The organism is Micromonospora kangleipakensis, from assembly GCF_004217615.1.
GTDB classification, from domain to species: domain Bacteria; phylum Actinomycetota; class Actinomycetes; order Mycobacteriales; family Micromonosporaceae; genus Micromonospora; species Micromonospora kangleipakensis.
Genome location: NZ_SHLD01000001.1, coordinates 6,703,922 through 6,724,821, shown reverse-complemented (window position 1 = coordinate 6,724,821; position 20,900 = coordinate 6,703,922). Strand labels below are relative to the sequence as shown.

At 73.1% G+C, this 20,900-nt stretch carries 22 protein-coding genes; 16 read left to right on the top strand and 6 right to left on the bottom strand.

The annotated features are described in order from the left end of the window. The first annotated feature begins 209 nt into the window (after window positions 1-209). From ettA to EV384_RS31990, 4 genes are all read left to right on the top strand, one after another. On the top strand, window positions 210-1,886 hold the full coding sequence (ettA, locus tag EV384_RS32005) for an energy-dependent translational throttle protein EttA (protein WP_130339283.1): 1,677 nt from the start codon (window positions 210-212) through the stop codon (window positions 1,884-1,886). Further along, window positions 1,879-2,325 (top strand): acyl-CoA thioesterase, encoded by a 447-nt coding sequence (locus tag EV384_RS32000; RefSeq protein ID WP_130339281.1) that lies wholly within the window; start codon window positions 1,879-1,881, stop codon window positions 2,323-2,325. The genes ettA and EV384_RS32000 overlap by 8 nt, the downstream gene beginning before the upstream one ends. Then, on the top strand, window positions 2,322-2,996 hold the full coding sequence (locus tag EV384_RS31995) for a DUF8185 domain-containing protein (protein ID WP_130339279.1): 675 nt from the start codon (window positions 2,322-2,324) through the stop codon (window positions 2,994-2,996). Before EV384_RS32000 ends, EV384_RS31995 begins: the two co-directional genes overlap by 4 nt. A gap of 131 nt (window positions 2,997-3,127) precedes the next feature. Beyond that, entirely contained in the window at window positions 3,128-3,709 is a 582-nt protein-coding gene (locus tag EV384_RS31990; protein WP_130339277.1) for a type III secretion system chaperone family protein, read from the top strand. 51 nt (window positions 3,710-3,760) lie between these two features. Here the strand turns inward: EV384_RS31990 and EV384_RS31985 are convergent, their stop codons facing one another. The 3 genes from EV384_RS31985 to EV384_RS31975 all read right to left on the bottom strand — a co-directional run bounded on the left by EV384_RS31985 (window position 3,761) and on the right by EV384_RS31975 (window position 6,936). Beyond that, window positions 3,761-4,189: a globin gene (locus EV384_RS31985; RefSeq protein WP_423202932.1), complete on the bottom strand. Its 429-nt coding sequence runs from the start codon at window positions 4,187-4,189 to the stop codon at window positions 3,761-3,763. Window positions 4,190-4,251: 62 nt separating this feature from the next. Beyond that, window positions 4,252-5,640 carry an MFS transporter gene (locus EV384_RS31980; RefSeq protein ID WP_130339273.1) on the bottom strand — a complete coding sequence of 463 codons (1,389 nt, stop codon included), beginning with the start codon at window positions 5,638-5,640 and terminating at the stop codon, window positions 4,252-4,254. 243 nt (window positions 5,641-5,883) lie between these two features. Further along, window positions 5,884-6,936, bottom strand: coding sequence for a mechanosensitive ion channel family protein (locus EV384_RS31975; RefSeq protein WP_207232523.1), 1,053 nt, complete (start codon window positions 6,934-6,936; stop codon window positions 5,884-5,886). Window positions 6,937-7,233: 297 nt separating this feature from the next. On the opposite strand from EV384_RS31975, the gene EV384_RS31970 reads away from it, so the two are divergent. Beyond that, window positions 7,234-7,770: an HNH endonuclease gene (locus EV384_RS31970; protein WP_130339269.1), complete on the top strand. Its 537-nt coding sequence runs from the start codon at window positions 7,234-7,236 to the stop codon at window positions 7,768-7,770. A gap of 7 nt (window positions 7,771-7,777) precedes the next feature. On the opposite strand, the gene EV384_RS31965 is transcribed toward EV384_RS31970, so the two are convergent. The 3 genes from EV384_RS31965 to EV384_RS31955 form a co-directional block, all read right to left on the bottom strand. After that, window positions 7,778-8,698: a class F sortase gene (locus tag EV384_RS31965; protein ID WP_130339267.1), complete on the bottom strand. Its 921-nt coding sequence runs from the start codon at window positions 8,696-8,698 to the stop codon at window positions 7,778-7,780. 255 nt (window positions 8,699-8,953) lie between these two features. After that, on the bottom strand, window positions 8,954-9,463 hold the full coding sequence (locus EV384_RS31960) for a hypothetical protein (protein ID WP_130339265.1): 510 nt from the start codon (window positions 9,461-9,463) through the stop codon (window positions 8,954-8,956). An 86-nt stretch (window positions 9,464-9,549) separates the two neighbouring features. After that, window positions 9,550-10,023, bottom strand: coding sequence for an Lrp/AsnC family transcriptional regulator (locus tag EV384_RS31955; RefSeq protein ID WP_130339263.1), 474 nt, complete (start codon window positions 10,021-10,023; stop codon window positions 9,550-9,552). A gap of 138 nt (window positions 10,024-10,161) precedes the next feature. On the opposite strand from EV384_RS31955, the gene EV384_RS31950 reads away from it, so the two are divergent. The 11 genes from EV384_RS31950 to EV384_RS31900 are packed head-to-tail and all read left to right on the top strand — an operon-like array spanning window position 10,162 to window position 20,809. Further along, on the top strand, window positions 10,162-11,070 hold the full coding sequence (locus tag EV384_RS31950) for a tryptophan 2,3-dioxygenase (protein ID WP_423202931.1): 909 nt from the start codon (window positions 10,162-10,164) through the stop codon (window positions 11,068-11,070). A 14-nt stretch (window positions 11,071-11,084) separates the two neighbouring features. Next, window positions 11,085-12,365: a kynureninase gene (kynU, locus tag EV384_RS31945; protein ID WP_130339259.1), complete on the top strand. Its 1,281-nt coding sequence runs from the start codon at window positions 11,085-11,087 to the stop codon at window positions 12,363-12,365. After that, complete coding sequence (locus tag EV384_RS31940) at window positions 12,362-13,693, top strand: FAD-dependent oxidoreductase (protein WP_130339257.1); 1,332 nt, start codon at window positions 12,362-12,364, stop codon at window positions 13,691-13,693. The genes kynU and EV384_RS31940 overlap by 4 nt, the downstream gene beginning before the upstream one ends. Before the next feature lie 20 nt (window positions 13,694-13,713). Next, the gene (locus EV384_RS31935; RefSeq protein ID WP_130340934.1) at window positions 13,714-15,195 is read left to right on the top strand and encodes a 2-hydroxymuconic semialdehyde dehydrogenase; all 1,482 of its coding nucleotides are present in this window, start codon (window positions 13,714-13,716) and stop codon (window positions 15,193-15,195) included. A gap of 32 nt (window positions 15,196-15,227) precedes the next feature. Then, entirely contained in the window at window positions 15,228-16,028 is an 801-nt protein-coding gene (locus EV384_RS31930; RefSeq protein WP_130339255.1) for a 2-keto-4-pentenoate hydratase, read from the top strand. Beyond that, window positions 16,025-16,963, top strand: a complete 939-nt coding sequence (locus EV384_RS31925) for an acetaldehyde dehydrogenase (acetylating) (protein ID WP_130339253.1) — start codon at window positions 16,025-16,027, stop codon at window positions 16,961-16,963. The genes EV384_RS31930 and EV384_RS31925 overlap by 4 nt, the downstream gene beginning before the upstream one ends. Beyond that, a complete protein-coding gene (gene dmpG, locus EV384_RS31920; RefSeq protein WP_130339251.1) occupies window positions 16,960-18,033 on the top strand; it encodes a 4-hydroxy-2-oxovalerate aldolase in 1,074 nt (357 codons plus the stop codon). The genes EV384_RS31925 and dmpG overlap by 4 nt, the downstream gene beginning before the upstream one ends. Before the next feature lie 55 nt (window positions 18,034-18,088). Further along, window positions 18,089-18,862: a 2-keto-4-pentenoate hydratase gene (locus EV384_RS31915; RefSeq protein ID WP_130339249.1), complete on the top strand. Its 774-nt coding sequence runs from the start codon at window positions 18,089-18,091 to the stop codon at window positions 18,860-18,862. Continuing rightward, on the top strand, window positions 18,859-19,287 hold the full coding sequence (locus EV384_RS31910; RefSeq protein WP_130339247.1) for a RidA family protein: 429 nt from the start codon (window positions 18,859-18,861) through the stop codon (window positions 19,285-19,287). The genes EV384_RS31915 and EV384_RS31910 overlap by 4 nt, the downstream gene beginning before the upstream one ends. After that, window positions 19,284-19,808, top strand: coding sequence for a 3-hydroxyanthranilate 3,4-dioxygenase (locus tag EV384_RS31905; RefSeq protein WP_130339245.1), 525 nt, complete (start codon window positions 19,284-19,286; stop codon window positions 19,806-19,808). The genes EV384_RS31910 and EV384_RS31905 overlap by 4 nt, the downstream gene beginning before the upstream one ends. After that, on the top strand, window positions 19,808-20,809 hold the full coding sequence (locus tag EV384_RS31900; protein ID WP_130339243.1) for an amidohydrolase family protein: 1,002 nt from the start codon (window positions 19,808-19,810) through the stop codon (window positions 20,807-20,809). The genes EV384_RS31905 and EV384_RS31900 overlap by 1 nt, the downstream gene beginning before the upstream one ends. Window positions 20,810-20,900 lie beyond the last annotated feature (91 nt).

Here is a 20,900-nt window from a genome sequence, read left to right as displayed (position 1 = left end):
CCACCAGCGTGATCTTGTCGACATCGGTTGGCGATGCGGGACACGGCGTACTCCTCGGGCGGGGTGATGTGGGCGAAGCGGGCCGTACCTGTCAGGATTGACAACGGCGTGCGCGCGGCCGGGCCCCGGCCGGCGGCGGCGGGCGGAGGTCGCAGCCCGCGCCCGCGCCGCCATCAGGCGACAGCAACCCGACGGAGGTAGCCCGCACCGTGGCCCAGTTCATCTACGTCCTGGAAAAGGCGCGCAAGGCGCACGGCGACAAGGTCGTGCTCGACAACGTGACGCTGAACTTCCTGCCGGGGGCCAAGATCGGTGTGGTCGGTCCGAACGGCGCCGGTAAGTCCAGCCTCCTCAAGATCATGGCAGGGTGGGACCGGCCGAGCAACGGCGAGGCCCGGCTCATGCCCGGCTACACCGTCGGCATGCTCGCCCAGGAGCCCGCGCTCAACGACGCCAAGACCGTCCTCGGCAACGTCGAGGAGGCGGTCGCCGAGACCAAGGCCAAGCTGGAGCGGTTCAACAAGATCGCCGAGCAGATGGCCACCGACTACTCGGACGAGCTGATGGAGGAGATGGGCAAGCTCCAGGAGGAGCTGGACCACCTCGACGCCTGGGACATCGACTCCAAGCTCGAACTGGCCATGGACGCGCTGCGCTGCCCGCCGCCGGACGCCGACGTCACCCAGCTCTCCGGTGGTGAGCGCCGCCGGGTCGCGCTCTGCAAGCTGCTGCTGGAGGCGCCCGACCTGCTGCTGCTCGACGAGCCCACCAACCACCTGGACGCGGAGAGCGTCTCCTGGCTGGAGCAGCACCTGGCCAAGTACGCCGGCACGGTGATGGCGATCACCCACGACCGGTACTTCCTCGACAACGTGGCCAACTGGATCCTCGAGCTGGACCGTGGCCGGGCCTACCCGTACGAGGGCAACTACTCCACCTACCTGGAGAAGAAGGCCGCCCGGCTGGCCGTCGAGGGTCGTCGCGACGCCAAGATGAAGAAGCGGCTCACCGAGGAGCTGGAGTGGGTCCGCTCCAACGCCAAGGCCCGCCAGACCAAGTCCAAGGCCCGGCTCGACCGGTACGACGAGATGGCCACCGAGGCGGAGAAGACCCGGAAGCTGGACTTCGAGGAGATCCAGATCCCGCCGGGCCCGCGCCTGGGCAGCACGGTGATCGAGGCGCACAACCTGACCAAGGCGTTCGGTGACCGGGTGCTGATCGACAACCTCAGCTTCTCGCTGCCGCGCAACGGCATCGTCGGCATCATCGGCCCGAACGGCGTCGGCAAGACGACCCTGTTCAAGACCATCGTCGGGCTGGAGCAGCCCACCGACGGCGGGGTGAGGGTCGGTGAGACCGTCTCGCTGTCGTACGTCGACCAGAGCCGGGCCGGCCTGGCCGGTGACAAGACGGTCTGGGAGACGGTCTCCGACGGGCTGGACCACCTGATGGTGGGCAAGGTCGAGATGCCGTCCCGGGCGTACATCGCGGCGTTCGGCTTCAAGGGGCCGGACCAGCAGAAGCCGACCAAGGTGCTCTCCGGCGGTGAGCGCAACCGGCTCAACCTGGCGCTGACGCTGAAGATCGGCGGCAACGCGATCCTGCTCGACGAGCCGACGAACGACCTGGACGTGGAGACCCTCTCCAGCCTGGAGAACGCGCTGCTGGAGTTCCCCGGCTGCGCCGTGGTCATCTCCCACGACCGGATGTTCCTGGACCGGGTCGCCACGCACATCCTGGCCTGGGAGGGCGACGACCAGAACCCGGCGAAGTGGTTCTGGTTCGAGGGCAACTTCGAGGCGTACGAGAAGAACAAGATCGACCGGCTCGGCGCCGAGGCCGCCCGTCCGCACCGGGTGACCTACCGCAAGCTCACCCGTGACTGACCGGTTCGTCTACCACTGCGCACTGCGGTGGTCCGACCTGGACGCGTACGGCCACGTCAACAACTCGCGCTTCCTCACCCTGTACGAGGAGGCGCGGGTGGCGTTGATGTTCGCCGGCGGCCGGGCGTGGGGAGTGGGCTCGTTCGCCGACGGGGTGGTCATCCGCCGGCACGAGGTCGACTACCTGCGCCCGGTCGACTACGCGCTCGGCCGGGCCAGCGCGGAGGCGGCCCCGAGCGTCCGGATCGAGCTGTGGATCGAGGAGATCCGGGCCGCCTCGTTCACCGTCGCGTACGAGCTGTACGACGGCGACGTGCTGGCCAGCCGGGCCCGATCGGTGCTCGTCCCGTTCGACCTGGCCGCGCAGCGGCCCCGGCGGATCAGCCCGGAGGAGCGGGCCTTCCTGCTCCGGTACGCGCCGGGAACGGGCGCCGCGTGACCGGGGCGGCGGAGACCGGCGGGCACGGGCTGGCGGGCGTGGCCGACGCGGGCGCCTTCCTGGCCCGGCTGGTCCGGCTGGACCCGGCCGCCGTGGTCCGGCTCCGCCCGGTGCCCGGCGCGGGCCGTACCGCCCTCTGGGCCCGGCTGCCGTGGGGCGTGCTCGTGGTCCGCACCGTCAGCGGGGTCGCCCCCGGTGACGTCACCGTCGCGGCGGCCGAGCTGCTGGCCGAGTTGGAGGCCGCCGGCGGGGCGCTGCCGGGCCGCCGGGACGACCAGTGGCGGTGGCCGCTGCCGCCGGCGGCCAGCCGGGCGGTGGAGACGCTGCCGGCCGGGGAGCTGCGCCGGATCGCCACGGCGGCGGCCGGCGCCCTGCGCGAGGCGGCCACCCACGGCGTGGGTGGCCGCGCGGTGGGGCAGCGGGCGCTGCGGGACGCCCTGCTCGACCACGTCGCGGTGGTGGTCACCCCCGACGACTCCCCGGACACCCCGGTCGAGGTGCCGCAGCGGTTGGTGCAGGGGCTGGTCCGGATGGGCTTCCTCGGCCCCGGCGACGTGCAGGTACGCGTCGCCGGCCAATGGGTCGGCCTGGTCGGACCGTACGGAGCCGCGTGGTCGCGGAAGGTCGCCGGACTCACCCTGACGCCGAGAGTTGGTCATCCGAACGGATGACCCCGGATCATCCTTCCGGGCTGGGGCGGCCGTTGGGGGGATGCCTCAATCCGGCTGTCCGGGTACCGTCCATCCTCGGATCCAACGCACCGTAGGCGACTGGATCCGCTGGGGAGTGAGGTGCGCGAGCGATGCCGTGGTGGTCATGGCGCCCAGGTCCCGCCGGTGGCGGCGATCCGGAAACTCGAAGCGGGATCACAGTGGATGACACCGTCCGGGTCGGACCACCGGCCCCCCGGCAGCCGGCGGACGACGCGGCCGGCGACCGGCCGGTGATCGCGGAGATGCCGGCCACCGTCGCCCCGGTCACCCTCCGCCGGGTCTGCGACGCGCTCGACCTGCTCGACGTGCGTTACCTGGCCGACGGCGGCGGCAACCTGCTGGCCATGTGGGAGCGGCACGCGGTGCTGGTCACCCTGGAGGGGCCGGAGGACGAGATCCTGGTGATGCGGGCCCGTCCACACGCGACGGTGCCGCCGGACTGGGCGGACCGGGCCTACCGGGTGGTCAACGAGTGGAACCACACCCGACGGTTCTGCAAGGCGTACATCGGCGACCCGACCGAGCGCGGCCAGCTGCCGATCTACGCCGAGCTGCAGGTGCCGCTCGGCGCCGGGACGCACGACGCGCTGCTGGTCGAGATGCTCGACTGCGGCGCGGCGGTCGCCACCACCTTCGTGGACTGGCTGCACGACGAGGGCGCCCTGCTCTGACCGCACCGGCCGGGGCCGGTGGCCCCGGCCGCGCCGCGCGGTCGCCCGCGGTCAGGCCCCGACGGCCGGGTCCTCCGGCGCGTTGACCATGAAGTGCGCGGCCCGCTCCAGGTAGTCCCAGAGCGCGCCCGCGATCTCCGGCGGCAGGTCCAGCCGGTCGACGGCGCGCCGCATGTGGCGCAGCCAGGCGTCCCGCTCCGCCGCGCCGATCCGGAACGGCGCGTGCCGCATCCGCAGCCGCGGGTGGCCGCGCTGCACCGAGTACGTGTTCGGGCCGCCCCAGTACTGCATCAGGAAGAGGGCGAACCGGTCTGCCGCGGGGCCGAGGTCCTCCTCCGGGTACATCGGCCGCAGCAGAGGGTCGGTCGCGACGCCGGCGTAGAACTCGTCCACCAGCTTGCGGAAGGTGGGTTCGCCACCGACCGCCTCGAAGAGGGTCATCGAGTTGTCGGGCCGGTCGGATTCGCCTGCGGAAGTCACCGTTCCATCCTGCCAGGTGCCGCCGCGGGACGGCCGGGCCCGTCGCCCGGTGGACGGGTGGCTCAGGTCACCGCGTGACTGTGCCGGCTCCGCTCGCCCGACCGCTCGTCGGCCGCCCCGGTCGCCTGGGCCGGCGTGCGCGGCCGCCGGGAGTGCGGGAGCGTCCCGGCGGAGTCGACCCGGCCGGCGGCCTCGACGGCGGCGTCCACCGCCTCCCGGCTCGGCCAGGTCAGCGCCGCCGCGACCATCAGTACCACCCCGGCGGCGCTCCAGGTGCCCACCACGGCCGGGATGGGGAACCGCTCAGCGAGCAGCCCGGTGGCCAGCACCGCGACGCCCTGGATGATCTGGATCCCGCTGGCCATGACGCCGAACGCCCGGGCGCGATAGCCGTCGGGCAGGGCCCGCACGAAGAGGCCGTTGGCCACCGGCAGGAGGCCGGCGACGGCGAAGCCGCAGGCGGCGGCGAGGATCGCCACCACCACCGGCGGCGGGTCGAGCAGCGCCGGGACGAGTGCCAGGGGGGCGAGGACCGCCAGCGGCCGCATCAGCGTGAGCCGGCGGGCGGGGGAGAACGCCCGGCCGACCAGCAACCCGCCGAGGATGAAGCCGACCGGGTTGGCGGCCATGATGACGGCCTGCGCGACCCCGGTGTCGAGGTCGCCCCCGGCCCCCTCGGCGGCCCAGGCCGCGGCGAGGCCCTCCGGCACGATGGAGAAGAGCATCGCGCTGAACACCAGCACGGCGATGGCCCGCAGCACCGGCCGGCCGAAGACGATCTGGAAGCCCTGCGCGGTCTCCCGCAGCAGATGGCTGCGGTGCGCGGCGGTCATCGCGGGCGGCCGGTCCCGGACGCCGAACCGGACCAGCAGGGCCGAGCCGCCGAAGGTGGCCGCGTTGATCAGCAGTGCTGCGGTCGGGTTGACCGTGGCGATCCCCGCGCCGATCAGGTAACCGAGCACCTGGGCGGCCTGGCCGGTGCTGGCGTTGATCGAGAGGCCCACCACCACGCGGTCGCCGGTCAGGATCAGCGGCATGAGCGCGGACCGGGCGGCCTGGCTCGGCGGGTTGGCGAGCGTGGTGCCGAAGAGCAGGGCGAGGATCAGCCACGGCGGGTTGCCGGGAATGGCCACCAGCACCATCAGCGCCATCCGGACCAGGTCACAGGTCACCATGACCTGCCGGTAGCGGTGCCGTTCGGCGAGCGTGGCGAGCAACGGACCGCCGACCAGCCAGGGCAGGTAACTGACCGCGAAGGCGGCGGCGGAGAGGGCCACCGACTCGGTCTCCCGGTAGACCAGGACGGTCACCGCGGCCTTGGCGATGTAGTCGCCGATCCAGGAGAGTGCGCTGGCCGCGAAGACGGCGCGGTATTCGACCTGGGCGAAAACTTCACGGAAGGTGGCTGGGCCCTCCCGGGCAGGTCGCTCGTCGGACACCGTCGCCTCCATCGTTCCCCAAGGTCGGCCACTCGTGATGACCTGCCCGGGAACCGTCGTCAGATCTACGGATCAGCGAGGACACGAGCACGCCCCCTTGGAGCGTGTTGCACCGGATTCTGCCCGATCGTCTGACAACTGGCTAGGGTGAACGGATTGATCGTCGCATCTCCGACTGAACGAACGGACGATACCCGAGGGGCCGCGCGGTCCGCGACCCCCGGATCGTCCGTCCGCCGGGGCGGCCCGGCGGCGTCAGGTCGGTCCACCCGTCCCGGTCTCCCGAGCGGGTGCCGGGGCCGGCATGCCCGGGTAGAGCCGGCCGGCGGCGATCCGGGCGGTGATGCCGGAGTTCTCCAGCGCCTCGGCGAGCCGGCGGCGCAGCTCCCGGCCGACCGCGAACTGCCCGTCGGCGGTCGTCTTGACCACGGTGCGGATCACCGCGCCGTCCACCGTCATCTGCTCGACGCCGAGCACCTCGGGCTCCTCGACGATCTGCGGCGCCAGCTCCGGGTCCATCGCCATCGAGGCCGCCGCCGTCCGCAGCACCGCGGTCGCCTGCTCCGTGCCGGCGAAGCCGATCGGCAGGTCGACCACCACCAGCGCCCAGCCCTGGCTCTTGTTGCCGACCCGGACGATCTCGCCGTTGCGGATGTACCAGAGCACGCCCCGCCCGTCCCGCACGGTGGTGACCCGCAGGCCGACCGCCTCCACCATCCCGGTCGCCTCGCCCAGGTCGACGGTGTCACCGACGCCGTACTGGTCCTCGATCAGCATGAACAGGCCGGCGATCAGGTCCTTGACCAGGCTCTGCGCGCCGAAGCCGAGCGCCACGCCGGCGATGCCGGCGCTGGCCAGCAGGGGCGCCAGGTCGAAGCTGAACTCCTTCAGCACCATCAGCAGCGCGATGCCGAAGATGAAGGCGGTGACCAGGCTGCGCAGCACCGAGCCGATCGCCTCGGCCCGCTGCCGCCGCCGCTCCGGTACGAACTGCTCCGGTTCGAGCGTGGCGCTGGGGATCCGCTCCCGCAGCGGCCGGAGCATGGTGGGCACCGCGCCCTCGGTGGTGGTCCGCACCAGCCGGTTGATCGTGCGGTGCAGCGCCCAGCGGGCGACGATGGCGAGCAGCAGGATCAGGATGACCCGCAGCGGCTTCAGCACGATCCAGTAGCTGCCCTCGGCGAACCAGGCCGAGTCGGTCAGCTCGTAGACGTTCTTGCACCAGGGGTCCGTCCGGCAGTCGGCGGACGGTGCGGGGCTCGGGTCCACGGCGGGCAGGGCGAGGAGGATCAGACTGGCGGCACTCACCCTGTCTTCGTACCGCAAGGCTCCGGTGCGGCCGCCGCCGACCCTCCGGACGGTGACCACCGGGCGAGCGACCGCCGGCGGCGGCGATCAACCCGGGCGGAACCGGTCATCTTGGCACGGGCACGGAAGGTTCAAGGGGATACCCCGGATTAGTACGTGCAATCCGGGGTCCGATCAGGGACGATTGGCGCAGCGGACGTCGGTGATCCGGCCGGCGCCGGTGCGGCTCCCCGCTGCCCGCGGGGCGGACTCCGGTGCGACAGCGGCGGGAGCAGCTGGACCGGGAGGGTGAGCACGATGCCTGACATACGACCCACGGCGGGCTCCGGCGCGTTGGTCCTCAACGCCACCTACGAGCCGCTGTGTGTCGTGTCGGTGCGTCGAGCCGCGATCCTCGTGCTCTCGGCCAAGGCCGTCTGCGTCGCCGACGGCGACGGCGTCCTGCACAGCGCCCGCAACGCGCTCCCGGTGCCGTCGGTGGTCCGGCTGACCCGCTTCGTCCGGGTGCCGTACCGGACCCACGTCGGGCTCTCCCGCCGGGCGATCTTCGCCCGGGACGGCTGGCGCTGCGCCTACTGCCGGGGGCCGGCGGAGACCATCGACCACGTCTTCCCGCGCAGCCGGGGCGGCCGGCACGCCTGGGAGAACGTCGTCGCCGCCTGCGCCCGCTGCAACCACACCAAGGGCGACAAGACCCCGGCCGAGCTGGGCTGGCGGCTGCACAGCCTGCCGGCGGCCCCGAAGGGGACGGCCTGGCGGGTGCTCGGCCACCGGGCGCCCGACCCGCGCTGGGCGGACTGGCTCGACCTGCGCGAGTCGGAGGTTGCAGCCTGACCCGCGGTCACGGGCCGCGCGCCTTGACCAGGGACGCGTAGACCACCAGGTTGTCGGCGTACCCGGTCTCGCCGCCCACCCAGCGACCACCGCAGGTGATCAGGCGCAGGTTGGGGCGGCTGAAGTCACCGAAGACCTCGTCCACCGGCAGCCGGTCCTTGCCGTACCGCTGCACCGCGGTGACCTCGAAGACGGCCACCGACCGGTCCTCCCGGGTCACCTCGACCCGGTCGCCGTCGTCCAGGCTCTTCAGGTCGTGGAAGACCGCCGGTCCGGTGGTGGTGTCGACGTGCCCGACGATCACCGCCGGTCCGTACTGTCCGGGCGTCGGCCCCTGGTCGTACCAGCCGGCCTCACCGGACCTGTCCACCTCCGGCACGGCGATGCTGCCGTCGGGGGCGATGCCGACCCGGTGCACCGGGGCCCGCAGGTCGATCCGGCCGATCGCGATGTCCGTCGGCGGGCTCGCCGGCAGCACCGGGAACTTCCTCGGCGGCGGTCGCAGGCCGGCGCTGAGCTGTTCCGGCAGGACGCTGATCCCGGTGACCCGTTCCACGCCGAGCATCGCCACGATCAGCACCATCAGCGCCGCGATCGCCAGCACCGGGACGCCCGGCCCCCGTTGCCCGAGGGACTGCCATCGGCCGGCCGCCCGGCGGGCCGCCGCGGCGGGTACTGGGCGGGCCTGCGGGTCGGCCGTGGTGACGCTGGCCGAGAAGGCGTGCCCGGCGGCCCGGGCGAACCGGCGTGAGGCCCGGGAGAGCAACCGGGCCCCCGCCGCGAGGCGGCTTCCGGCCCCAGTGTGCTCCCGCAGCCGGCCGGCGGACGGCCGCCGCTGCCCCCGACCCGGCGTGGCCTGGTCGTCCCCGGGCCGGGTCGCCCGGTCGTTCCGGTCAGGTCCGGCCCCGACGTTGCGGCCTCGTGCCATCCCCGTGATCCGGCCTCGTGCCGTCCCCGCCGTCCGGCCTCGTGCCGCCCCGGCCATCCGGCCTCGTGCGGTTCCGGTGATCCGGCCTCGTGCCGCCCCGGCCGTCCGGCCTCGTGCCGCCCCGGCCGTCCGGCCTCGTGCCGTCCCGGCCATCCGGCCTCGTGCGGTTCCGGTGATCCGGCCTCGTGCCGCTATGTCCCCGTCCGGTGTCGCCCGGTCGTCCCGGTCACGTGAGCGGGCCATGGCCGCACCTCGTCAGACGCGGGAGCCGGCCCTGCGACGGGCGCTGAGACCGGCCACCACCGCCACCGCGGCCAGCCCACCGACCAGCAGCAGGGAGCCCGCGCCCCGGCCGGTCGCGGTGCCACCGCCGCCGGTCGCCGGGCCCTTGCTCGGCTGGGCCATGTTCAGCACGGTGAGCACGGTCGACGCCGTGTTGCCGTTGGAGCAGCGCAGGTCGACCGGGTAGTCACCGGGCTGCTTGTTGCCGGGAATGGTGACCGCGCCGGTCAGGAAGCCGTTGTCCGGACGGAGCATCACCCGACCGAAGGCGTCCGAGTTCACCTCGGCCTGGCGGTTGTTGTCGTTGCCGCAGCTGGCCCGGATGCTGACCCGGGTGCCGGCCTGCGCGGGGTTCGGCGTGACCTCGACGAAGGTGTTCTCCCCGGCCCGGGCCGGCGTTGCGACCATCAGGACGAGCGCCCCGACCAGCCCCAGTACGGTCAGTACGGCGGACAGGGCGCGATGTGACACAAGCCCCCGCATGATTCCCCCCTCCCGGTGCGGCGCACCGGAATCCTGCTGACGGGCAGTGAGGGCTGCATTCCCGCTACCCCCGGGGCAAACCCCGGTCAGCGGCGGCGACCGGGCGGGGTCGGGCCGGTCGGCGGCGGGAGCGGGGTCAGCGGGTGCCACTCCAGTGGGCTGGAGAGGACCATCGTGCTGGACGGCTGGCCGTACGGGGCGAGGCGGTCGATGACCCCCTCGAACTCGTCGATCGAGCCGGCCGCCACCTTCAGCATGCTGCACGCGTCCCCGGTGATCCGGTGGATCTCCATGATCTCCGGCCAGTGCGCCACCTCGGGGTCGTTCAGGATGCAGCGCGGGCCGTAGCAGGACATCCGGATCAGCGCGACCACGCTGCGGCCGGCCCGGGCCAGGTCGACGTGCGCGTGGTAGCCGGTGATCACGCCCGACTCCTCCAGCCGGCGGACCCGCTCGGCCACCGCCGGCGGCGACAGGTGCACCCGCCGGGACAGCTCGCTGAACGAGAGCCGGGCGTCGGCCTGGAGCTCCCGCAGCAGCGCCCAGTCCATGTCGTCCATGCGTGACCTTTCCTTCGTGAACCCGGACCCGATTCCGGTTTTGATCCGGCAGGTCCGACCACCGTACCGCCGTTGAACAGGCATTCCATTCGCCGATCCACCCGCGGGATCATGACGCTACCCGGCGTACGGAGGGAGATGACAGTGGAGCAGACGGACCTGCGGTCACCGATGGTGACCGCTGCGGTGCGTCCGGTCACCCCGCAGCAGCGGGCGGCCCGGGCGGCGCGCAACGGCGGCGAACCGACGCTGGAGTTCACCGAGCGGGTGCCCTACGACGCGTACGTGCGGGCGAGCACGCTGCACGGGCTGCAGCAGCCGCTCAGTGACGACCCGGGCGAGATGTCGTTCCTGATGGTCAGCCAGATCATGGAGCTGTACTTCGGGCTGACCTGCCATGAGCTGCGGCACGCCCAGCGGGAGCTGCGGGCGAACCGGGTCTGGGAAGCGCTGCCGGCGCTGCGCCGCGCCGCCCTGCACCTCGAGGGGCTCAACGCGGCCTGGCAGGGGCTGCGCTGGATGACCCCGGCCGACTTCAACCGGTTCCGCAACCTGCTCGGCGAGGGCTCCGGCTTCCAGTCGGCGATGTACCGGCAGCTGGAGTTCCTGCTCGGCCTCCGCGACCCGGCGCTGATCCGCCCGTTCCGCCGGCAGACCGAGGTGCACGCCGAGCTGACCGCCGCGCTCGCCGCGCCGAGTCTCTGGGACGACGTGGTCGCCCTGCTCGCCCGGCGGGGCTTCGACCTCCCCGCCGAGCTGCTGGAGCGGGACGTGGCGGTCGAGCACGAGCCGAACCCGGCCGTCGAGGCGGCCTGGGTGCGGATCTACGCCGACGGCGGCCCGGACAACCACCTGCGGCTGCTCGGCGAGGCGCTGACCGAGGTGGCCGAGCGGTTCGGTGACTGGCGCTGGCACCACATCAAGGCGGTGCAGCGCACCATGGGCGCCAAGGTCGGCAGCGGCGGCTCCGCCGGGCTGGCCTGGTTGCAGCGCAGCATGGCCCGGGTGGTCTTTCCGGAGCTGTGGTCGGCCCGGACCGCGATGTGAGTGGGAAGCGAGAAATGAAGGCCCAGGAAAACGAGGGGCACCGCCTCGACGCCGCCGACCCCGGACACCGGCACCTGTTCCACGTGCCGCCGGCCGAGGGCGGCCGTTACCCCGAGGTCGCCTACCTGGCCGGCAACTCGCTCGGCCTCCAGCCCCGGGCCACCCGCACCGAGCTCCTGGCCGACCTGGAGTCGTGGAGCCGGCTGGGCGTGGAGGGGCACCTGGAGGCGGAGCGGCCCTGGCTGCCGTACCACGAGCTGTTGACGGCACCGGCCGCGCGACTGGTCGGCGCCCGGCCCGCGGAGACCGTGGTGATGAACTCCCTCACGGTCAACCTGCACCTGCTGATGGTGAGCTTCTACCGGCCGGCGGGGGAGCGGACCCGGATCGTCATCGAGGACAGCGCCTTCCCCTCGGACAGCTACGCGGTCCGCAGCCAGGCCCGCTTCCACGGCCTCGACCCGGATACCGCCGTGGTCCGGCTGAAGCCGCGGCCCGGCGAGGAGACGCTGCGCACGGAGGACGTGACCGCCTTCCTGGCGGCCGAGGGGCACACGGTCGCGCTGGTGCTGCTCGGCGGGGTCAACTACCTCACCGGCGAGCTGATGGACATCCCGGCGATCACCGCCGCGGGCCGGGCCGCCGGTGCGGTGGTCGGCTGGGACCTCGCGCACGCGGTGGGCAACGTGCCGCTGGCGCTGCACGACTGGGACGTCGACTTCGCCGCCTGGTGCTCCTACAAGTACCTCAACTCCGGGCCGGGGGCGTTGGCCGGCGTCTTCGTCCACGAGCGGCACCTCGGCGACCCCGACCTGCCGCGCTTCGAGGGCTGGTGGAGCACCGAGGCCACCACCCGGTTCGAGATGACCCCGGTCTCCCGGCCGCCGGCCACCGTCGAGGCGTGGCAGATCTCCAACCCGCCGATCTTCGCGATGGGGCCGGTCCGCACCTCGCTGGAGCTCTTCGACTCCGTCGGCATGCCGGCGCTGCGGGAGCGCAGCCTGCGGCTCACCGCCTACCTGGAGCGGCTGCTCGACGAGGTGACCGCCGACCGGCCGCTGACCGTGGTCACCCCGCGCGACCCGGCCCGCCGGGGCTGCCAGCTCTCCGTGCGGATCGGCACGGGCAGCGCGAACGAGCTGACCAAGCGGCTGCGGCACGAGCACGGTGTGATCGCCGACGCCCGGGAGCCGGACATCGTCCGGTTCGCCCCGGTGCCGCTCTACTCGACGTACCACGACTGCTGGCGGGTCGCCGACGCGCTGGCCGCGACCGTTTCGGAGGTGAACCGGTGAGCGAGCGCGAGGAGATCGCGGTGGTCGGGGCTGGGCTGGCCGGCTGCCTGCTGGCCTGCTTCCTGGCCCGGCGCGGCTACCCGGTGGCGCTCTACGAGCGGCGGCCGGACCCGCGTACCGGGACGGTCGAACGGGGCCGCTCGATCAACCTGGCGCTCTCCGAGCGCGGCCTCGACGCGCTGCGCCGGATCGGGCTGGCCGAGCAGGTGATGGCGGACGCGCTGCCGATGCGCGGCCGGATGATCCACCCGGTGGAGGGGGAGGCGCAGTTCCAGTCGTACAGCGTCTCCGGCGACCGGGCGATCAACTCGATCAGCCGGGGCGCGCTGAACAACGCCCTGCTCACCGCCGCCGGCGCACTGCCCGGGGTGCGGATCGCCTTCGACCACCGGCTGGTCGGCCTCGACCCGGCCAGCGGCGAGATGACCTTCGAGACCCCGCAGGGCAAGGTCACCACGGCCGCGGCGGTCGTCCTGGGCGCCGACGGCGCCGGCTCCGCGGTGCGCGGGCAGCTCCTCGGGTACGGGGTGCTGACCGAGAGCCTCGACTTCCTCGACTACGGCTACAAGGAACTCACCATCCCGCCGCTCGGCGGCGACTTCGCCCTGGACCCGGGGGCGCTGCACATCTGGCCGCGCGGCACCTCGATGATGATCGCGCTGCCCAACCCGGACCGGTCGTTCACCTGCACGCTCTTCTGGCCCACCCACGGCACCGCGAGCTTCGCCTCGCTGGGCAGCCCGGCTGCGATCGAGCAGCACTTCGCGAAGCACTACCCGGACCTGGTCCCGCTCGCCCCGAACCTGGTCGACGACTACCAGCACAACCCGGTCGGCATGCTCGGCACGGTCCGCTGCGCGCCCTGGCAGGTGGACGGGAAGGTGGGGCTGGTCGGCGACGCGGCGCACGCCATCGTGCCGTTCTACGGCCAGGGTGCGAACTGCGCGTTCGAGGACGTGGTGGAGCTGGACCGCTGCCTGGACGAGTGCGGCGACGAGTGGTCGGCGGCGCTGCCGCTGTTCCAGCAGCGCCGGCAGGAGAACGCGGAGGCGATCGCCCGGATGGCGCTGGCCAACTTCGTGGAGATGCGGGACAAGGTCGCCTCGCCGGTCTTCCAGACCCGCAAGCGCGTCGAACACGCACTGGAACGGGCCCTGCCCGGCCGGTACGTTTCGCAGTACGAGCTGGTCTCCTTCTCCACCACCCCGTACGCCCAGGTGCGCCGCCGGGTGCGCCGGCAGTACCAGGTGCTGGGGGCGGTGGCGGCCGGCGCGGTGGCGCTGCTGGCCGGCGGGCTGGCCGCGATCGGCCGAGGGAGGCGCGGATGACGCTCTGGGATCCCCGACTGATGGCCGGGCACGCGCCGGACGGGCCGGGCCTGCTGCGCAACTTCGTCGGCGGCGAGTTCGTCGCCGCCGGGCGCCGGTTCACCAAGCGCAGCCCGGTCACCGGCGAGCCGGTCTTCGAGGTGGCCGAGGCGGACGCGTCCACCGTGGACGACGCGGTGGCCGCCGCCCGCGCCGCGCTGCGGGGGCCGTGGGGCCGGATGGGGGAGCGGGAGCGCGCCGAGGTGCTGCGCCGGGTCGCCGACGAGCTGGAACGCCGCTTCGACGACCTGGTCGCCGCCGAGGTCGCCGACACCGGCAAGGCCATCTCGCAGGCCCGGACGCTGGACATCCCGCGCGGCGCGGCGAACTTCCGCGCGTTCGCGGAGATCGTGGCGACCGCCCCGACCGAGTCGTTCACCACGGTCACCGCGACCGGCGGCCGGGCGCTCAACTACGCCGTCCGCAAGCCGGTCGGCGTGGTCGCGATCATCGTGCCGTGGAACCTGCCGCTGCTGCTGCTGACCTGGAAGGTCGCCCCGGCGCTGGCCTGCGGCAACGCCGTGGTGGTCAAGCCCAGCGAGGAGACCCCGGCCTCGGCGACGCTGCTGGCCGAGGTGATGGCCGCCGCCGGCGTACCCGACGGGGTGTTCAACCTGGTGCACGGATTCGGTCCGGACTCGGCCGGGGAGTTCCTCACCCGGCACCCGGGCGTCGACGCGATCACCTTCACGGGCGAGTCCGCCACCGGCAGCGCCATCATGCGCGCCGCCGCGGACGGGGTGAAGGCGGTCAGCTTCGAGTTGGGCGGCAAGAACGCCGGGCTGGTCTTCGCCGACGCCGACCTGGAGGCGGCGGTGGCCGGCTCGGTCCGGTCCAGCTTCACCAACGGCGGGCAGGTCTGCCTCTGCACCGAGCGGATCTACGTGCAGCGCCCGGTCTTCGAGGAGTTCACCGCCCGGCTGGCCAAGCGGGCCGACGAGTTGGCGTACGGCTGGCCGGCCGACGAGGCCACGGTGAACATGCCGCTGATCTCGCACACCCACCGGGACAAGGTGCTCGGCCACTACGACCTGGCCCGCGCCGAGGGCGCCGAGGTGCTGGCCGGCGGCGGGGTGCCCGGCTTCGGCGACGCCCGCGACGGCGGCGCGTACGTGCAGCCGACCGTGCTGACCGGGCTGGGCCCGGACGCCCGGACCAACCGGGAGGAGATCTTCGGCCCGGTCGTGCACGTCGCCCCCTTCGACACCGAGGACGAGGCGTACGCCCTGGCGAACGGCACCGAGTACGGCCTGGCCGCGACGGTCTGGACCCGGGATGTGGGCCGGGCGCACCGGGCCGGGTCCCGGCTCGACGCCGGCATCGTCTGGGTGAACACCTGGTTCCTGCGTGACCTGCGCACCCCGTTCGGCGGGGTGAAGGCCTCCGGCATCGGCCGGGAGGGCGGCGTGCACTCCCTGGATTTCTACTCCGAACTCACCAACGTCTGCGTGGACTTGTCATGAGCGAGCGCAGCGAGCGAAGCGTCAGGCAGAGCATGACCGTTGACATCGAAGCCGCCGCCCGGGAACTGACCGAGGCCCGGGAGAGCGGGAAGCCCTGCCCGCCGCTGCGCGGGCGGCTGCTGCCCGAGGGGGACGTCGAGTCGGCGTACCAGGTGCAGCAGCTCCAGGCCCAGGCCCGGTGGGACCGGGGCGAGCGCCGGGTGGGCGCGAAGATCGGGCTGACCTCCCGGGCGGTGCAGGAGAACTTCGGGGTCTACCAACCGGACTTCGGCGTGCTCACCGACGTCATGGCGGTCGGCGACGGCGTCGAGGTCGCGATCGACCGGCTGCTCCAGCCCCGGGTGGAGGCGGAGATCGCCTTCGTGCTCGGCGCGGACCTGCCCGACGAGCGGGTCACCACCGTCGACCTGATCCGGGCCGTCGACCACGTGCTGCCGGCCATCGAGATCGTTGACTCGCGGATCGCCGGCTGGGACATCTCCATCGTGGACACCGTGGCCGACAACGCCTCCAGCGGGCTCTTCGTGCTCGGTACGACGCCGCGCCGGCTCGCCGACGTGGACCTGCGGCTCTGCGGGATGGTCCTGGAGCACGCCGGGGAGCCGGTCTCGGTCGGCGCCGGGGCGGCCTGCCTCGGCAACCCGCTGCACGCGCTGGAGTGGCTGGCCGGCACCATGGCCCGCGCCGGCGACCCGCTGCGCGCCGGGGACGTGGTGCTCTCCGGGGCGCTCGGCCCGATGGTGCCGGTGACGCCCGGCGCGGCGTACGAGGCGCGGATCTCCGGGCTCGGCTCGGTGCGGACCTTTTTCTCTTCGTCCGAGGAGGCGGCGTGACTGTCGGGGTGGCGGTGATCGGCTCCGGCAACATCGGGACCGATCTGATGATCAAGGTGCTCCGGCTGAGCGACAGCCTGCGCATGGTGGCGATGGCCGGCATCGACCCGGACTCCGACGGCCTGGCCCGGGCCCGCCGGCTCGGCGTGGCCACCACCGCCGAGGGCGTGGACGGCCTCGTCGCGCTGCCCGAGTTCGCCGACGTCGAGCTGGTCTTCGACGCCACCTCGGCCGGCGCGCACCGGCACAACGACGCGGTGCTGCGGGCGCACGGCCGGACCGTGGTCGACCTGACCCCGGCCGCCATCGGCCCGTACGTGGTGCCGCCGGTCAACCTCGACGAGCACCTGCACGAGACGAACGTCAACATGGTGACCTGCGGCGGCCAGGCGACCGTGCCGATCGTCGCCGCCGTCGGCCGGGTCACCCGGGTCGCGTACGGGGAGATCGTCGCCTCGATCGCCTCGAAGTCGGCCGGCCCGGGCACCCGGGCCAACATCGACGAGTTCACCGAGACCACCGCCCGGGCGATCGAGGTGGTCGGCGGCGCGGAACGCGGCAAGGCGATCATCGTGCTGAACCCGGCCGACCCGCCGCTGCTGATGCGGGACACCGTCTACTGCCTCTGCCCGGACGCCGACGCCGACCGCGACGCGATCGCCGCCTCGATCGCCGACATGGTGAAGACCGTGCAGGAGTACGTCCCCGGCTACCGGCTCAAGCAGGACGTGCAGTTCGACCGGGTCGACACGTACGTGCCGTCGCTGGGGCGGCACCTCACCGGACTCCAGGTCTCGGTCTTCCTGGAGGTCTCCGGGGCCGGGCACTACCTGCCCGCGTACGCCGGGAACCTGGACATCATGACCTCGGCCGCGCTGCGCACCGCGGAGCGGCTGGTGGCCCGGCGGGCGAGCAGCGCGGAGGTGGCGGCATGACCGACCTGTACATCCAGGACGTGACGCTGCGGGACGGCATGCACGCCATCGCCCACCGCTACACCGTCGACCAGGTCCGCACCATCGCCGCCGCGCTGGACGCGGCCGGGGTGGCCGCGATCGAGGTGGCGCACGGTGACGGCCTGGCCGGCTCCAGCGTCAACTACGGCCACGGCGCGGCCAGCGACGCCGACTGGATCTCCGCCGCCGCCGAGGTGATGACCGGCGCGAAGCTCACCACCCTGCTGCTGCCCGGCATCGGCACCATCGCCGACCTGAAGGCGGCGAAGGCGCTCGGGGTGACCAGCGTCCGGATCGCCACCCACTGCACCGAGGCGGACATCTCCGCCCAGCACATCTCCTGGGCCCGGGAGAACGGCATGGACGTCTCCGGGTTCCTGATGATGTCGCACATGAACGACCCGGCCGGGCTGGCCGCCCAGGCCAAGCTGATGGAGTCGTACGGGGCGCACTGCGTCTACGTCACCGACTCCGGCGGCCGGTTGCTGATGTCCGACGTGGCCGAGCGGGTCGACGCGTACCGGCAGGTCCTCGAACCGGAGACGCAGATCGGCATCCACGCCCACCACAACCTGTCGCTCGGTGTGGCCAACAGCGTGGTCGCGGTCGAGCACGGCCGCATCCTCGGCGCCGGCCCGGCCGGCGTGGACGCCCCGCACGGCCGGACGGTCCGGGTGGACGCATCCCTGGCCGGGCAGGGCGCCGGCGCGGGCAACGCGCCGCTGGAGGTCTTCGTCGCGGTCGCCGAGCTGCATGGCTGGAAGCACGGCTGCGACGTCTTCGCGCTGATGGACGCGGCCGACGACGTCGTCCGCCCGTTGCAGGACCGGCCCGTCCAGGTCGACCGGGAGACGCTCTCCCTCGGGTACGCGGGCGTCTACTCCAGCTTCCTCCGGCACGCCGAACGCGCCTCCGCGAAGTACGGCGTGGACGTCCGCTCGATCCTCGTCGAGCTGGGCCGGCGCCGGATGGTCGGCGGCCAGGAGGACATGATCGTGGACGTGGCGCTCGACCTCGCCGGTCGGCGCGGGCAGGAGGAGGTCTCGTGAGCGCGAGGAGTGAGCCGGGTTTGCGAGCCCCGCAGTCGCGAACGAAGGTGGCGCTGTGATCGGCATCGACACGGCGGGCATCGCCGAGCAGCTCGGCACGGCGGCCGACACGGCCACCGCGATCCCGCAGCTCGCCGCCGAGACCGGCCTCGACGTCGACGGGGCGTACGCGGTGCAGACCGCGCTGGTCCAGCGCCGCCTGGACCGGGGGGAGCGGCTGGTCGGGCTGAAGATGGGGCTGACCAGCAAGGCGAAGATGGCCCAGATGGGCGTGGACGAGGTGATCTGGGGCCGGCTCACCGACGTGATGCGGGTCCCGGACGGCGGCACGGTCGACGCCGGTGACTTCATCCACCCCCGGGTCGAGCCGGAGGTCGCGTTCCTGCTGGACCGCCTGCCCGAGCCGGGTGAGCCGCTCGGCTCCTTCACCGACGCCGTTCGCGCGGTCGCCCCGGCGATCGAGCTGATCGACTCCCGGTACGCCAACTTCACCTTCTCCCTGCCGGACGTGATCGCGGACAACACCTCGGCTGCCGCGTTCGTGGTCGGGCCGTGGTCGCCGGTGCCGGACGGGCTGGACAACCTCGGCGTGCTGCTGGAGATCGACGGGCGGGTCGCGCAGGTCGGCTCCACCGCGGCGATCCTCGGCGACCCGCGCCGGGCGCTGGACGAGGGCATCCGGCTGGCCGGGCGGCACGGCGTCCGCCTCCGCGAGGGCTGGGTCTTCCTCGCCGGCGCCGCCACGGCCGCCGTGCCGCTGCGTCCGGGCGCCCACGTCCGGGCCGTGGTGGAGAAGCTCGGCACCGCGTCGCTGCGGGCCGCGTCATGACCGCGGGCGCCCGGGTCGTCGCCGGGAAGGCCGTGCCGCGCGGGGCGTTCCCGCACGTCAAGGTCGCGGGCGGCTTCGTCTTCGTCTCCGGTACGTCGTCGCGGCGGCCGGACAACACCTTCGCCGGCGTCTCCGTGGACGAGTTCGGGACGACGGACCTCGACATCCGGGTGCAGACCCGGGCCGTCATCGAGAACATCGGGGACCTGCTCCGGTCGGTCGGCGCCGAGCTGTCCGACCTCGTCCAGGTCACCAGCTACCTGGTCAACATGAACGACTTCGGTGGGTACAACGAGGTGTGGGCGGAGTTCTTCGACGCCACCGGGCCGACCCGGACGACGGTGGCGGTGCACCAGTTGCCGCATCCGCACCTGCTGATCGAGATGCAAGCCGTCGCCCTGCTCCCCCAAGGAGGTCAGTCGTGAGTGAGATCGCCGAACCGTTCAGCTTTCCCGGCTGGATCGCGGAGAACCAGCACCTGCTGAAGCCGCCGGTGGGGAACAAGGAGATGTTCCCCGGCGGGGACGACTTCATCGTGATGGTGGTCGGTGGGCCGAACCAGCGCACCGACTTCCACGTCGACCCGTACGAGGAGTTCTTCTACCAGGTCAAGGGCAACATGCACATCAACCTGATGACCTCGGAGGGGCCGCGTACGGTGCATGTGCGCGAGGGTCAGATGTGGATGCTGCCGCGCAACACCCCGCACTCGCCGCAGCGGCCCGAGGCCGGCTCGATCGGCGTGGTGGTCGAGCGGGTCCGCGAGGAGGGCACGCTGGAGAAGTTCCGGTGGTACTGCCCGGAGTGCGGGCACCAGGTGCACGAGGTGGAGCTCCAGGTCCGCGACATCGCCGCCGACCTGCCCCCGGTGTTCCAGGCGTTCTACGCCGACGAGCAGGCGCGTACCTGCGACAAGTGCGGCACGCTGCACCCGGGCAAGGGCTGATGCCGGGTCCGGTCGTGGACGTGCACACGCACGTCGTACCGAAGGGGTGGCCGGACCTCGCCGCGGCGTGCGGCGGGTCCGGCTGGCCCTGGCTGCGGGTGGACTCCGAGCGCGCCGCCATGATCATGGTGGGGGAGACGGAGTTCCGCCCGGTCGGCGCGGAGTGCTGGGACGCGGAGACCCGGCTGGCCGACATGACCGCCGACGACGTCGACGTGCAGGTGGTCTCGCCGACCCCGGTCTTCTTCTCCTACGACCGCCCCGCCGATCAGGCGGTGAAGGTGGCCCGGATCTTCAACGACCTCACCCTGGAGGTCACCGCGGCCGGCGGCGACCGGCTGGTGCCGTTCTGCCAGGTGCCGTTGCAGGACCCGGACGCCGCCTGCGCCGAACTGGACCGCTGCCTGGCGGCGGGCCACGTCGGCGTCGAGATCGGCAACCACGTCGGCGACCGCGACCTGGACGACCCGGGGATCGTGCAGTTCCTGACCCACTGCGCCGAGGTGGGCGCGCCGGTCTTCGTGCACCCCTGGGACATGCCGGGCAGCCCCCGGCTGGACCGCTGGATGGCCCGCTGGCTCACCGGCATGCCGGCCGAGACCCATCTGTCGGTGCTGGCGCTGATCCTCGGCGGCGTCTTCGACCGGGTGCCGGCGAGCCTGCGGATCTGCTTCGCGCACGGCGGGGGCAGCTTCCCGTTCTGGCTGGGCCGCGCCGACAACGCCTGGCACCGCCGCGGCGACCTGGTACGCGGCGGTTCCACCGCCCCGCCCAGCTCCTACGTCGACCGGTTCAGCGTCGACTCGGTGGTCTTCGAGCCGGCCGCGCTGCGGCTGCTGGTGGACACCATGGGGGAGGACCGGGTGCTGGTCGGCAGCGACTACCCGTACCCGCTGGGGGAGCGGCCGGTCGGCGCGGTGGTCCGGAAGGCCGACTTCCTCACCGCCGACCAGCGCGACAAGCTCCTCTCCCGCAACGCCCTGCGCTTCCTGCACGGCTGACCGCCCCCGGGGCGGCCCCGACCGCAGCGAGCTGTATCGGGCCGGCGCGGATGCCGGGACCGGGCGGGTCGGCGCGTGAGAAGTGCGCCGG

What these genes read in the sequence shown, in the direction of transcription:
- EV384_RS31990 (WP_130339277.1), top strand. Translation starts at nt 3,128, where the DNA reads ATGCCGTGGTGGTCATGGCGCCCAGGTCCCGCCGGTGGCGGCGATCCG.
- EV384_RS31980 (WP_130339273.1), bottom strand. Translation starts at nt 5,640, where the DNA reads ATGGAGGCGACGGTGTCCGACGAGCGACCTGCCCGGGAGGGCCCAGCC.
- EV384_RS31970 (WP_130339269.1), top strand. Translation starts at nt 7,234, where the DNA reads ATGCCTGACATACGACCCACGGCGGGCTCCGGCGCGTTGGTCCTCAAC.
- EV384_RS31965 (WP_130339267.1), bottom strand. Translation starts at nt 8,698, where the DNA reads ATGGCACGAGGCCGCAACGTCGGGGCCGGACCTGACCGGAACGACCGG.
- EV384_RS31960 (WP_130339265.1), bottom strand. Translation starts at nt 9,463, where the DNA reads ATGCGGGGGCTTGTGTCACATCGCGCCCTGTCCGCCGTACTGACCGTA.
- EV384_RS31955 (WP_130339263.1), bottom strand. Translation starts at nt 10,023, where the DNA reads ATGGACGACATGGACTGGGCGCTGCTGCGGGAGCTCCAGGCCGACGCC.
- EV384_RS31950 (WP_423202931.1), top strand. Translation starts at nt 10,162, where the DNA reads ATGACAGTGGAGCAGACGGACCTGCGGTCACCGATGGTGACCGCTGCG.
- kynU (WP_130339259.1), top strand. Translation starts at nt 11,085, where the DNA reads ATGAAGGCCCAGGAAAACGAGGGGCACCGCCTCGACGCCGCCGACCCC.
- EV384_RS31935 (WP_130340934.1), top strand. Translation starts at nt 13,714, where the DNA reads ATGGCCGGGCACGCGCCGGACGGGCCGGGCCTGCTGCGCAACTTCGTC.
- EV384_RS31930 (WP_130339255.1), top strand. Translation starts at nt 15,228, where the DNA reads ATGACCGTTGACATCGAAGCCGCCGCCCGGGAACTGACCGAGGCCCGG.
- dmpG (WP_130339251.1), top strand. Translation starts at nt 16,960, where the DNA reads ATGACCGACCTGTACATCCAGGACGTGACGCTGCGGGACGGCATGCAC.
- EV384_RS31910 (WP_130339247.1), top strand. Translation starts at nt 18,859, where the DNA reads ATGACCGCGGGCGCCCGGGTCGTCGCCGGGAAGGCCGTGCCGCGCGGG.
- EV384_RS31900 (WP_130339243.1), top strand. Translation starts at nt 19,808, where the DNA reads ATGCCGGGTCCGGTCGTGGACGTGCACACGCACGTCGTACCGAAGGGG.